The sequence below is a fragment of the Amycolatopsis sp. 3B14 genome, from assembly GCF_050958625.1.
GTDB classification, from domain to species: Bacteria; Actinomycetota; Actinomycetes; order Mycobacteriales; family Pseudonocardiaceae; genus Amycolatopsis_E; species Amycolatopsis_E thermoflava.
Map to the genome: position 1 here is coordinate 15,429 of NZ_JBHZEN010000053.1, position 12,484 is coordinate 27,912.

The window sequence follows — 12,484 nt, forward strand, 5'->3', positions numbered from 1 at the left end:
AGGCCGGTCCCGTGATATCCACGACCGGTGGATCCCATCGTGCAGACGCGTTCCGGTGCCGTTCGTGGCGTGGCTGACGGGGTGGTCAGCTCCTTCAAGGGCATTCCGTTCGCCGGGCCGTTGACCGGTGCCGCGAGGTTCCAGGCGCCTACGGAGCCGGAGTCGTGGGACGGGACGCGTGATGCGGTCCGCTTTTCGGCCTCGCCGCCGCAGGGGTCGCTCTTTCCCGGCATGCCCTCGGCTTGGCGGCCGGACGAAGGGGACGACTCCCTGAGCGTCAACGTGTGGACCCCGGACGCCGGCGGCAGCGGTCTGCCCGTCATGGTCTGGATCTACGGCGGCGCCTACCTGGTCGGCACCGCGCGGCAGCCCGAGTACGACGGCGCCAACCTGGCCCGCGCCGGGGTCGTCGTCGTGACCTTCAACTACCGCGTCGGGCTGGAGGGGTTCGGCTGGCTGCCCGGGGCGCCCGCCAACCGGGCCTTCCTGGACCAGCTCGCGGCCCTGCGCTGGGTGCAGGAGAACATAGCCGGCTTCGGTGGCGACCCGGACAACGTGACGATCTTCGGCGAATCCGCCGGTGGCACGTCGGTCGCGGCGCTGACCGCCTCCGACGCCGGGCGCGGCCTGTTCCGCCGCGCCATCGGGCAGAGCATCGCGCACGGGTTCCTCTCCGAGAACCGCGTGCGGCGCACCACCGAGCGCATCGCGGCGGCCCTCGGCGTCCCGGCCACGCTCGACGGCTTCGCGCAGGTGCCGTCCGAGGCCGTCCACGCCGTGCAGATGGCGCCCGGCGAGATCACGCCGTTCGGGCCGGTCGTCGACGGCGACCTGCTCACCGGCCTGCCCTGGCACAACCTGCGCGCCGAGGTCGACCTGGTCGCCGGCTTCAACCACGACGAGTTCACCCTCTTCGTCGCGGGCCAGGACCTCTCCGGCGCCGACCCGGCCGCGACCGCCGACGCCGTCGGCCTGCCCGCGGGCGCCGTCGCCGAGTACCGGGCCGCCCACCCCGGCATCACCGACGCCGACCTGCACGTCCTCATCCTGTCCGACCGCACCTTCCGCCTGCCGTCGCTGTGGTCCGCGGAGAACCACCCCGGACGCAGCTGGTGCTACGAGCTGACCTGGCGCTCGCCCGCGTTCGGCGGGATCCTGCGGTCCTGCCACGCGCTCGACGTGCCGCTCACCTTCGGCAACTACACCGGCCCGCTGGCCGAGATGCTGCTGGGCAACCCGGCCCCACCCGAGGCCGAAACGCTGTCCAAGGAGATCCGCAAGGCGTGGATCTCCTTCGCCACGACCGGCGACCCGGGCTGGCCGGCGTACGACAAGGACCACCGGATCACCCGGATCTGGGACGTGCCGGTCTCGGTGACCAGCGACCCGATAGCCGCGTCCCGGCGGATCTGGGAGGCGGCGGCGTGAAGTTCCGCGCGACGCTCGAGCAGAGCAAGAAGACCGCGACCGGGATCGAGGTCCCGCCCGACGTGCTGGACGGCCTGGACGCGGGCAGACGGCCGAAGGTCCGGGCCCGGCTCAACGGCTACGAGTACCGGACCAGCGTCGGCACCATGGAGGGCCGCGCGATGCTGCCGGTCAGCGCCGAGGTCCGGGCGGGCGCGGGACTGACCGCGGGCGACGAGGTCGAGGTCGAGCTCGTCGTGGACACCGAACCCCGCGTCGCGGAGGTGCCCGGGGACCTGGCCGAGGCGCTCGAAGCCGCCGGGGTGCGGGCGGCCTTCGACAAGCTCTCCTACAGCCGGCAGCGCCGGTACACGCTCTCGGTCGCCGACGCGAAGACCGACGCCACCCGGCAGCGGCGCATCACGAAGGCGGTCGAAGAACTCTCCCGCTGACTAGGCTCGGTGTCATGGCCATCGAGGTGCTGCTCGTCGACGATCACGAGGTCGTGCGGCGCGGCCTGCGCGAAATGCTGAGCGACGAGCCGGACATCGAGGTGGTCGCCGAGGCGGGGAGCGCGGACGAGGCCCTCGCCGTCGCGATGCACGTCGAGCCGGACGTCGCCGTCGTCGACGTGCGGCTCGGGGACGGCGACGGCGTCGCGCTGTGCCGGGAGCTGCGGGCGCGGCCGAACCCGCCGTACTGCCTGGTCCTCACCGCGTTCGACGACGAGGAGGCGATGGTCGGCGCGATCATGGCGGGCGCCTCGGGCTACCTGCTGAAACAGGTCCGCGGGCAGGACGTCGTCAACGCGGTGCGCGAGGTCGCCGCCGGCCGGTCGCTGCTCGACCCGGTCACCACGGCCCGCGTCCTGGACAAGCTGCGCCACCCCGCCGAGGACGAGCTGGCGAGCCTCACCGACCGGGAGCGCACGGTGCTGGAACTGATCGGCGAGGGGCTGTCCAACCGGGAGATCGCCGAGCGCCTGTTCCTCGCCGAGAAGACCGTGAAGAACCACGTCACGTCGGTGCTGTCGAAGCTGGGCATGCAGCGCCGCACCCAGGCCGTGGCGTGGGTGGCGCGGCGCGCCAAGTAGTTCAGGCCAGCTGGTAGCCGCGACCGGGCCGGACCAGCGCGGCGGCCAGTCCGATCGCCGCGCCGAGCACCGTGTCCACCAGCCGGTCCGCGGTGACGGCGACCGTGTCGACCGGCGCCGACATCGAGCCGAGCAGCAGCACCAGCGGCGTCACGAACACCATCGCGAGCGCGTAGTTGCGGATGACGGTCAGCTCGGCGCCGAGCAGCGCGACGACGATCACCGCGAGCTTCACCGGCTGCGGCAGGTCCAGCGTCAGCAGCAGCGCGGCCACCAGGACGCCGGCGACCGTGCCCGTGACGCGCTGCACGAACCGGTGCATCGTGTGCTGCAGGTGGGTGGCCTGCAGCACCGCGGCCGCCGCGACCGTCGCCCAGTACGGGTGCCCGAGCCCGAGCGCGTGCGCGAGCAGCCCGGCCGCCAGCACCGCGGCGAACACCTTCACCGCACGCGGCCACTCGTGCGACGACCGGTCCACCGCGGCCCGCAACCCCGCGCGCCACGACGTGGTCCGGTCGCCGTCGTGGTCGAAGAACAGCCACCCGGACAACGCGACGACCCACGCGACGAGCGCTCCTGCGGCCGCGGCGCCGACCTGCGCGGCGACGCCCGGCCAGCTGACCGGGAACGCCGACGTGGTGCCCGCGGCGAAGACGAACATGAGCCCGCCGGGCGGCCCCGACCGGATACCGTCCGTGACCAGTTTCGCCACCGCGGCGACCGCCGCGACCAGGATGGCGATCGGCAGCGGACCCCACCCGGCGGCCGACGCCATCCCACCGAGGCCGACCGCGAGCGTCAGGCCTGCGCCGATCACGGCGAGCAGCCGGGCCCTCACCGGGTACGGCTCGAACCGGGCGTGCACCGCGGTCATCCCGCCGAACGCGGCGGCGGGCGCCAGCTCGGTGTGCCCTGCGATCACAACCGCGACCAGGACTATGTTCGCCCCGGTCATGGCCCGTAACGCGGACACCAGTGCCCGGTCGACCGGGCGCAGATGCCGCCAGCCGCGCGGCGAAAGCGCGCGGAGCAGGTCATGGCGGCCGAAATCATTCACGAGTAAAATACTACCGAACGATTCGTGTACGAAGGAGCTCAGCGGTGAGTGATCTCGTCGACAGAGTGCGGCGCCAGTGGATGGACGTGCACCCCGGCCTCGACACGACCGGGATGGCGGTCGTCGGCCGGGTGCTGCGGCTCGCGTCGCTGATCCGCCGCGCGACCGACGACCTCCTGCTGGCCAACGACCTGAACCGCGCCGAGTTCGACGTGCTGTGCGCGCTGCGGCGCAACGAGGTGCTCAACCCCGGCCAGATCAGCCGCGAGATGCTGTCCTCCGGCGCCGCGATCACCAAGCGGCTCGACCGCCTGGAGCGGCTCGGCCTGGTGTCGCGGACGGCGAGCGAACGCGACCGGCGGGTCGTGCAGGTGCGGCTGACCGAGCGGGGCGTGGCGCTGATCGACGAGCTGCTGCCCGCGCACCTCGAAGGCGAGAAGGCCGCGCTGGCGAACCTGGAGCCGGAGCAGCAGGAGGAACTGGCCCGGCTGCTGAAGGTGATGCTGGAGACCGTCGAAGGCGTCGGCTGAGGCTCAGGCCTGTTCGGCTTCCCGCAGCGCCTCGATCACGCTGCTCAGGTGCTGCCGGATCGCCGCGGCGGCCGCGGCCGGGTCGTGGGCGCAGATGGCGTCGATGATCGCCAGGTGCTCGGGCAGCGACACCGACGGACGGCCGGGGCGCATGGCCAGCCGGAACTGGTGCCGCACGCTCTGCGCACGCAGCCGCTCGAGCACCTGGCCCGCTGTGTGCTGGCCGGAGATCTCCCGCACCCGGCGGTGCAGCTCCTGGTTCAGCCCCGAGTACCCCATGACGTCACCGGACGCGACGGCCTTGCGCATCGCCTTGCCGAGGGCCTTCAGTTCGCCGATCTCCTCGTCGGTGATGCGCTCGGCGGCCTTCTCCGCGCACAGGCTCTCCACGACCATGCGCACCTCGGAGATCTCGATGGCCTCCTCCAGCGACACCGCCCGGACCCGCGCGCCGCGGTTCTGCACCCGCTCGACCAGGCCCTCGTTGGCGAGTTCGAGCAGCGCGATGCGGACGTTGGCGCGGCTCGCGGTGAACTGGGCGGACAGGTCGGACTCGACCAGCCGCTGGTTCGGCACGAACTCACCGCGGATGATCGCCTCCCGGATGGCGTCCACCACCGGCTTCTCGATCTCGGCCCGCTCTCCCACGCCCGCTCCCCACACGCTTTGTTGACAATTTTGTCGAGCACATCGTCTACTCGGATGGTAGTCGGTGTCGAGGAGGAGTCCGCAATGTCCGGTAAGCCACCCGTCGTCGCCATTCTCGGGCTCGGGGAAGCGGGCGGCGAATTCGCCCGCGACCTGCGTGCGGCCGGCGCCGTCGTGCGCGGCTACGACCCGGTGGTGCCGTCCGCGTTCGACTCCGAGGCCGCGGCGGCCGAGGGCGCGGACCTGGTGCTCAGCGTGAACAGCTCGGCCGCCGCGGTGGACGCGCTGCGGGCCGGTCTGCCGAAGGTCAGCGGCGTCTGGGCGGACCTCAACACCGCATCGCCCGGCAAGAAGCGCGAGCTCGCCGCGATCGCCGCCGAAGCCGCGGTCGGCTTCGCCGACGTCGCGATCATGGCGCCGGTCCCGGGCCGGGGACTGCGGGTGCCGATGCTCGCGAGCGGTCCGGCCGCCGACGCGGTGTCGAAGCTGCTCGGCGCGCTGGGCGCGACGGTCGAGGTGCTGCCCGGCGAAGCCGGCGTGGCCGCGGAACGGAAGCTGCTGCGGAGCGTGTTCTTCAAGGGCATGTCCGCCGCGGTGGTCGAGGCGCTGGAAGCCGCGCGCGCGGCGGGGGTCCAGGACTGGCTGCGCGGCGTGATCGTCGGGGAGCTGACCCGCGCCGACGAGTCCACTGTGGAGCGTCTGGTGACCGGCAGCGTCAAGCACGCCAAGCGCCGCACCGCCGAAATGGCCGCCGCCGCGGAGATGCTGGGCGAGCTGGGCGTCGCGGCCGACGTGGCGGCGGCGTCCCGCGATCAGCTGGCGCGCTTGTCCAGCGGCAGCTCGAACGCCACCAGCGTGCCCAGGCTCGGCGAGGAGTTGAGGTAGAACTTCCCGCCCGCGCGCTTGGCGCGTTCCTCCAGGTGGCGCAGGCCGCGGGTCTGCACGTCCTGCGGCACGCCGGCGCCGTTGTCGCGGACCCGCAGCTTCACCCCGTCGTTGTCGCGCACCAGCGTCACCCTGGTCTCGCTGGCCCCGGAGTGGCGGACCACATTGGACAGCGCCTCGCGCAGCGCCGCGCGGATGTGGTCGGCCCGCTCGGCCGGGATGTCGGCCAGCTCGCCGGACAACTCCAGCGTGGGCGGGAACCCGAGCAGCTCCCCCGCGATCCGCACCTCGGCGCGCGCCGACTCGGCCAGGTCGGTGGCCGCTGGCTTCTCCGCTGTCTCCGGCTCCGGCGACCGCAGCTCGCGCACGGTGTGCCGGATCTCCTCGATGGTCTGGTCGAGCTGGTCGATCGCCTCGCCGAGCCGGGTCGCGTCGGTCGAGGCGAACCGCTTGCGCATGCGGCGGCGCACCCGGTCCAGCTGCATGCCCGCCGCGTACAACCGCTGCACGATCACGTCGTGCAGCTCGCGGGCGATGCGCTCGCGCTCCTGGTAGAGCGTGATCCGGTGCCGGTCGTTGGCGGCCTCGGCCAGCGCCAGCACAACGCCGACCTGCGCGGCGAACGCGGTCAGCACCTCGACCGTCGCCTCGTCGAACGGCCGCCCGGACCGCTCGCGGTACACCGCCAACGCGCCCAGCACCCGGCCGCCGGAACCGAACGGCGCGGCCGCGAACGGGCCGAAGCGGCGCAGCTCGGACGGCACGTACGGGGCCGTGCGCGGGTCGGTGGTCATGTCGTCGGCCACCACCGTGACACCACCGCGGGCGACCTGCCCGGCCGCGGATTCGGCGGGCAGCACGACGCCGCGCGGGTCCTCGTGGTGGCTGCCGTGGGCGGCTTCGACGGACACCTTGCCGTCGTCCGCGCGGACCATCACCAGGCACAGGTCGGCCCCGGCGAGCTCGGCGGCCTTGCGCACCACCGAATCGAGGACCGCGTCGGGGTCGCCGCCGGACAGGGCGGCGGTGGTGATCTCCGTGGCCGCGGACAACGCGCGGGCGGCGAGGGTGGGTTCCATGAGCAGGGTCAAGCGTAGCCGCCTTCCAGGACCGGCTCCCGCACGATGACGCGCCCGTCACCCACCTCGACGACGAGGTCGGCCTCGGCCGCCTCCTCGGGGTGGTGGGTCACATGCACGACCGTGCGGCCGGCCAGTGCCGTGCGCAGGTTGGCCCGCAGGCGGCGCGCGGTCGGCTCGTCGAGGTGCGCGGTCGGCTCGTCGAGCAGGACGAGGTCCGCGCGCGGCGCCGCGACCAGCGCCCGCGCGACCGCGAGCCGCTGCGCCTGCCCGCCGGACAGGCCGCTGCCCGCGCCGCCGAGCACGGTGTCCAGCGGCAGGTCCAGGCAGGCCAGGCGCAGGGCTTCGCGGAGTTGGGCGTCGTCGGCGTGCGGATCGGCCAGCCGCAGGTTCTCCGCGACGGTGGTGGAGACCAGCTGCGGTTCCTGCGGCGCCCAGGCGACCTCGGCGGCGGTGGTGAGCCGCCCGCGCTGGGCGGGCAGGAACCCGAGCAGCGCGGCGAGCAGCGTCGACTTGCCCGCGCCGGACGGGCCGACGACTGCCACGTGCGTGCCGGCCGGGATGCGCAGGTCGACGTCCCGCAGCACCGGCGTGGTCCAGCCGATGTCGGCGTGCTCGAAGGCGATCGGCCCGGTGGGAACGGGCGGCTCCGGCCGCGCGCGTTCCACGTCCGCGATCCGGGCCATCGAGGTGCGCAGCGCGTCCCAGTGCTGGGCCACCGGCGGCAGCGTCGCGAGGACCTCCGCCAGCGCCAGCGGCACCAGGGCCAGGACGGGCGCGAGCACCGGGTCGATGCCGGAACCCGCGGCCAGCCCGACGCCGGCGACCGCGGCCGCGCCGGTGACCAGGGTGATCAGCGCGTCGGCCGCGCCCGCCCCGAAGGCCTGGCGCCGCGCCTGGTGCACCAGCCGGTCGTCGGCCTCCGCCAGCTCGGCGCGGCGCCGCCGGTGCGCGCCGGACGCGATCAGCTCGGCCGCCGACTCGAACAAGCCGAGCACCCGGGCGCTCACCGTCCGGCGCCCCTCGGCGAGCGCGGTGGTCGCCCGGCGCTCCAGCCGCAACGCGAGCGCGGGCGCGGCGAGCGCGCCGACCAGCACCGCGACGGCGAGCACGAGCCCGGCGACCGGCAGCAGGACCGTCTGCACGGCGATCGCCCCGGCCAGCACCAGCACCGCGACCAGCGGCGGCGTGACCACACGCGGCAGCAGGTCGCGGACCGTGTCGACGTCGGCGACCAGCCGCCGCTGCCCCTCGCCGAACCTCAGGCCGAGCGCGCGGGCGGGCCCGAGCCGGACCAGCCCGCGCCACAGCCGCACCCGCAGCTGCCCGGCGATGCGGAACGCGGCGTCGTGTGTGATCAGCCGTTCCAGGTACCGCAGTGCCGCGCGACCGAGCCCGAAGGCACGCACCCCGACGACGGCGACGGTCAGCGTCAGGATCGGCGGCTGGAACGAGGCCTTGGCGATGAGCCAGCCCGAGGTCGCGGTCAGGGCCACACCGGCCAGCAACGCGAGCGCACCGACCACGGCGCCGCCGAGGAACCGCCGGCTCACCACGCCCCGCAACGTCGACGTCTGCGCCTCGGCGGCAGTCGTGGCGTGTGGCGCGGGCGTCACCGCGTGGACGACCGCGACGTGGTTGTCCCGGTGGTGCGCGGCGAGGAGGACCGCGGTGCCCAGCGGCAGTGTCGACGCGATGGCGGCGTCGACCAGGGCGGCGTTGGCGGCGTCCTGGTGCGCGGTGGGCTCGTCGAGCAGCAGCAGCCAGGCCCCGTGCCGGACCCGCAGCAGCGCCCGCGCGACCGCGACGCGTTGCCGCTGCCCGGTGGACAGCTCGTGCACCGGAGCGTCCGCCAGGCCGGCGAGGTTGAGTTCGATGAGCAGCGCGTCGACCTCGACCGGGTCCGGCGGCTCCGCGACCGCCAGGTCCAGCTCGGCCCGCACGGTGCCACCGGTGAACGCCGGGTTCTGCGGCACCCACGCGATGTCCCGGCGGAAGGCCGACATGTCGACCTCGCTCAGCGGCAGGCCGTCGACCAGCACCGTCCCGGCGGACGGCCGCACGAAGCCCAGCAGGACGGCGAGCGTGGTCGACTTGCCGGCGCCGCTCGGCGAATCGAGCCGGGTCAGCGTGCCCGGCCGCAGTGTGAACGTCTCGCCGTCCGGCGCGAAACCGCCGCGACGCGCCACCCGCAGACCCTCGACCCGCACCTCCCCGCGGCCGGGGATCGCGGTGCCCTCCGGCGCGACCGGTTCGGCGAGCACATCGGTGACGCGGCGGACCGCCTCGACCCCGTCCTCGCTGGCATGGAAGGCCGCGCCCACCGCGCGCAGCGGCTGGTAGCACTCCGGCGCGAGGATCAGCACGCCGAGCCCGATCGCGAGCGACAGGTCGCCGCCCACCAGCCGCACGCCGATGACCACGGCGACCAGCGCCACCGACAGCGTCGCGGCCAGTTCCAGCACGAACGCCGAGGAAAACGCGACCTTCAACGTCTTCAGGGTCGCCTGCCGGTGCTTCTCGGACACCCGCCGCACCGCCTCGGCCTGCGCCTCCGCGCGGCGGAACGCGGCCAGCACCGGCAGCGCGCGCACGAGTTCCAGCAGGTGGCCGGACATCCGCTGCAGCGCGTCGCTCGCGGCGGCCGAGCGGTCCGCGGTGTACTTGCCGACGAGGATCGCGAACAGCGGCAGCAACGGCACGGTCAGCGCGATGATCACCGCGGACGGCCAGTCGGCGAACAACACGGCCGCGCCCGCGCCGAGCGGCACCACCGCGGCGGTGACCAGCGCGGGCAGGTAGTCGGTGAAGTAGGCGTCGAGCGCGTCCAGGCCCTTGGTGGTGAGCGCGGTCAGCTCGCCCGGCCCGCGCCGCGCGATCCACTCCGGACCGAGCCGCAGCGCGTGGTCGACGACCTTCGCCCGCAGTTCTTCCTTGGCCCCGGCCGCGGCCCGCGCGGCGACCACCCGCAGCGCCCACGCGACCAGCGCACGGGCTACGACCACCCCGCCGAGAGCGACCAGCTGACCGGTGCCGACGCCGTGCCCGGCGACCACCGCCGCGCAGACCGAGGCGAGCAGGAAGGCCTGCGCGACCAGCGCCGCGGCGTTGCCGAGCGCGAGCAGACCGGAGAGGGCGAGCGCCCGGCGCGCGGCCGCGGACAACAGGGGCAGCGCGCCGAGCGGACCCTTTCCCGGACGCGTGGTGTCCGTTGTGGACACCGGTGCGGGAAGGACGGAGCGTCCGGGAAAGCTCATGGGGTGTGCACCGGCGGGATGTGGGCGGCGCTGATCCGCTTGCGGAACACCCAGTACGTCCAGCCCTGGTAGACCAGCACGGCCGGGGCGCCGAACGCGCCGACCCAGGTGATCACCTCGAGGGTGTACGGGCTGGACGCGGTTTCCGCGACGGTCAGCGAGTTCGCCGGGTCGAGCGTCGAGGGCAGCACGTCCGGGTAGAGCGCGCCGAACAGGGTGACCACGGCCGCGGCGATCGTGACGCCGAGCGCGGCGAAGGCCTGCCCGTCCCGGTCCGCCACCAGCTTGCGCCAGGCCACCACCGCGGCCACCACCGCGACGGCGAGCGCCACGAGTGTCCACAGTGCACCCTCGCGCCACTGGACGACCGCCAGCAGGGCGAACAGCGGCAGCAACGCGACCGGCAGCGCGCGGATGGCGAACAGCCGCGCCCGTTCCCGCAGGTCCCCCGCGGTCTTCAGAGCCAGGAACGCCGCGCCGTGCACCAGCGCGAACCCGACGACGGCGAGCGCGCCGAGCAGTGTGTCCCAGCGCACCGCCTCGAACGCACCGCCGATCCGGTTGCCGTGCTCGTCGAGCGGCAGCCCGAGGACCGTGGTGGTCAGCAGCAGCCCGACGCCCAGCGGCGGGACCCACGAGCCGATCATGATCACGCGGTCCCAGTTGCGCCGCCAGCGCTCCGAGTCGACCTTGCCGCGGTACTCGAACGCGACCCCGCGGCCGATGAGCGCGAGCAGCACCAGCAGCAACGGCAGGTAGGTGGCCGAGAACAACGACGCGTACCAGCCGGGGAAGGCGGCGAACATCGCGCCTGCCGCGACGATCAGCCAGACCTCGTTGCCGTCCCACACCGGGCCGATCGTGTTGATCATGACCCGCCGCTCGGTGTTGTCGCGGCCGAGGATCGGCAGCAGCATGCCGACGCCGAAGTCGAAGCCCTCCAGGAACAGGTACCCCAGCCAGAAGAGCACGATGATGCAGAACCAGATGGTTTCCAGGGTCATGGCCGTTCCCTAGTAGGCGAAGGCAAGCTCATCCTTGCCCTCCTGGTCGTGATCGGACTTGGGCGGGATCACACCCTCGATGCCGCCGCGGACGTACTTGCGGATCAGGAACACCTCGACCACGCCGAGCACGGCGTACAAGGTGGTCAGTGCGATCAGCGAGGTCCACACCTCACCGGTGGAGATCCGCGACACCGCTTGCGCGGTGAACATCCACACACCGTCCACACCGGACGGATTGGGCACCACGACGAACGGCTGCCGCCCCATCTCGGTGAAGATCCAGCCCGCGCTGTTCGCGATGAACGGCGTCGCGATGCTCAGCAACGCCAGGCGCGGGAACCACTTGGTGTCCGGGATCTTGTTCTTGCGCGTCAGCCAGAGCGCCAGCAGTCCGGTGCCCGCCGAGATCGCACCGAAGCCGATCATGATCCGGAAGCCCCAGTAGGTCACCGGGAGGTTCGGCACGTAGTCGATCGGCTTGCCGGCCAGCTCGCCGAGCTGCGGGTCGTCCGGGTAGTTCGTGCCGTAACGCGCCTGGTACTCGGTGACGAGGTCCTCGACGCCCTTGACCTCGGTGGTGAAGTCGCTGTGCGCCAGGAAGGACAGCAGCGCCGGCACGTTGAACGTCTTGACGTCCTCGCAGTTCTCCGACGTGACGTCGCCGACCGCGATGATCGAGAAGCTGGCGGGCTGCTCGGTGTGGCAGAGCGCCTCGGCCGAGGCCATCTTCATCGGCTGCTGCTCGAACATCAGCTTGCCCTGGACGTCGCCGGTGATGGCGAGCACGGCGAACGCGACGATGCCGGTCCAGCCGCCCAGGCGAATCGACGACCGCCACACCGCGCGGTGCTCGTCGTCGGTCTTGCGCTTGCGCCACAGGTGCCATGCGGCGATGCCGACGAGGAACGCGGCGGCGACCGAGAACGCGCCGGCGATGGTGTGCGGGATCGCGGCGAGCGCGGTGTTGTTGGTGAGCACCGCCCAGATCGAGTTGAGCGTCGGCTTGCCGTCGACGATCTCGGCGCCGACCGGGTGCTGCATCCACGAGTTCGCGGCGAGGATGAAGTACGCGGAGGCGATCGTGGCCAGCGAGAACGCCCAGGCGCAAGCCAGGTGCACCTTCTTCGGCAGCCGGTCCCAGCCGAAGATCCACAGGCCGAGGAACGTCGACTCGACGAAGAAGGCGACCAGGCCCTCCATCGCCAGTGGCGCCCCGAACACGTCACCGACGAAGCGGGAGTATGCGTTCCAGTTCATCCCGAACTGGAACTCCTGGACGATGCCGGTCACCACGCCCATGGCGAAGTTGACCAGCAGGAGCTTCCCCCAGAACTTGGTCATCTTGTAGTAGCGCTGCTCACCGGTGCGGACCCACGCGGTCTGCATCCCCGCGACGAGGACCGACAGTCCGATGGTGAGCGGGACCATGAGGAAGTGGTAGACGGTGGTGATCCCGAACTGCCACCGCGCCAGCTGGAGCACGTCCACGTCATTCAGACTGCTCTGTTCCCCCGCCCGGCA

Annotated in this window: 11 protein-coding genes; 5 read left to right on the plus strand and 6 right to left on the minus strand. The window is 73.0% G+C overall.

Translation table 11 applies throughout. From position 1 onward, the window contains the following. Nucleotides 1-27: 27 nt before the first annotated feature. From ACCP09_RS27585 to ACCP09_RS27595, 3 genes are read left to right on the plus strand one after another with little or no spacing between them, the layout of a single operon-like run. On the plus strand, nt 28-1,428 hold the full coding sequence (locus tag ACCP09_RS27585; RefSeq protein WP_433751496.1) for a carboxylesterase/lipase family protein: 1,401 nt from the start codon (nt 28-30) through the stop codon (nt 1,426-1,428). Beyond that, on the plus strand, nt 1,425-1,859 hold the full coding sequence (locus tag ACCP09_RS27590) for a DUF1905 domain-containing protein (protein ID WP_433751498.1): 435 nt from the start codon (nt 1,425-1,427) through the stop codon (nt 1,857-1,859). Before ACCP09_RS27585 ends, ACCP09_RS27590 begins: the two co-directional genes overlap by 4 nt. A gap of 14 nt (nt 1,860-1,873) precedes the next feature. Then, on the plus strand, nt 1,874-2,500 hold the full coding sequence (locus ACCP09_RS27595; protein WP_017986145.1) for a response regulator: 627 nt from the start codon (nt 1,874-1,876) through the stop codon (nt 2,498-2,500). 1 nt (nt 2,501) lies between these two features. On the opposite strand, the gene ACCP09_RS27600 is transcribed toward ACCP09_RS27595, so the two are convergent. Further along, nucleotides 2,502-3,557 (minus strand): FUSC family protein, encoded by a 1,056-nt coding sequence (locus ACCP09_RS27600; protein ID WP_433751500.1) that lies wholly within the window; start codon nt 3,555-3,557, stop codon nt 2,502-2,504. A 44-nt stretch (nt 3,558-3,601) separates the two neighbouring features. Between ACCP09_RS27600 and ACCP09_RS27605 the strand changes: the two genes are divergently transcribed. Further along, nucleotides 3,602-4,087, plus strand: coding sequence for a MarR family winged helix-turn-helix transcriptional regulator (locus tag ACCP09_RS27605; RefSeq protein WP_026153689.1), 486 nt, complete (start codon nt 3,602-3,604; stop codon nt 4,085-4,087). Nucleotides 4,088-4,090: 3 nt separating this feature from the next. Here the strand turns inward: ACCP09_RS27605 and ACCP09_RS27610 are convergent, their stop codons facing one another. After that, nucleotides 4,091-4,735 carry a GntR family transcriptional regulator gene (locus tag ACCP09_RS27610; RefSeq protein WP_123684276.1) on the minus strand — a complete coding sequence of 215 codons (645 nt, stop codon included), beginning with the start codon at nt 4,733-4,735 and terminating at the stop codon, nt 4,091-4,093. Between the two features lie 84 nt (nt 4,736-4,819). On the opposite strand from ACCP09_RS27610, the gene ACCP09_RS27615 reads away from it, so the two are divergent. After that, nucleotides 4,820-5,620, plus strand: coding sequence for an NAD(P)-dependent oxidoreductase (locus tag ACCP09_RS27615; protein ID WP_378363728.1), 801 nt, complete (start codon nt 4,820-4,822; stop codon nt 5,618-5,620). Here ACCP09_RS27615 and ACCP09_RS27620 read toward each other — a convergent pair. Genes ACCP09_RS27620 through ACCP09_RS27635 form a run of 4 tightly spaced genes read right to left on the minus strand, consistent with a single transcriptional unit; the run spans nt 5,548 to nt 12,451 of the window. Beyond that, nucleotides 5,548-6,699: a GAF domain-containing sensor histidine kinase gene (locus tag ACCP09_RS27620; RefSeq protein WP_027933044.1), complete on the minus strand. Its 1,152-nt coding sequence runs from the start codon at nt 6,697-6,699 to the stop codon at nt 5,548-5,550. The genes ACCP09_RS27615 and ACCP09_RS27620 overlap by 73 nt on opposite strands. Before the next feature lie 8 nt (nt 6,700-6,707). Further along, nucleotides 6,708-9,956: a thiol reductant ABC exporter subunit CydD gene (gene cydD, locus ACCP09_RS27625; RefSeq protein WP_433751502.1), complete on the minus strand. Its 3,249-nt coding sequence runs from the start codon at nt 9,954-9,956 to the stop codon at nt 6,708-6,710. Beyond that, on the minus strand, nt 9,953-10,960 hold the full coding sequence (gene cydB, locus ACCP09_RS27630) for a cytochrome d ubiquinol oxidase subunit II (protein WP_027933046.1): 1,008 nt from the start codon (nt 10,958-10,960) through the stop codon (nt 9,953-9,955). The genes cydD and cydB overlap by 4 nt, the downstream gene beginning before the upstream one ends. 9 nt (nt 10,961-10,969) lie before the next feature. Further along, nucleotides 10,970-12,451, minus strand: coding sequence for a cytochrome ubiquinol oxidase subunit I (locus ACCP09_RS27635; RefSeq protein ID WP_123684279.1), 1,482 nt, complete (start codon nt 12,449-12,451; stop codon nt 10,970-10,972). Nucleotides 12,452-12,484 lie beyond the last annotated feature (33 nt).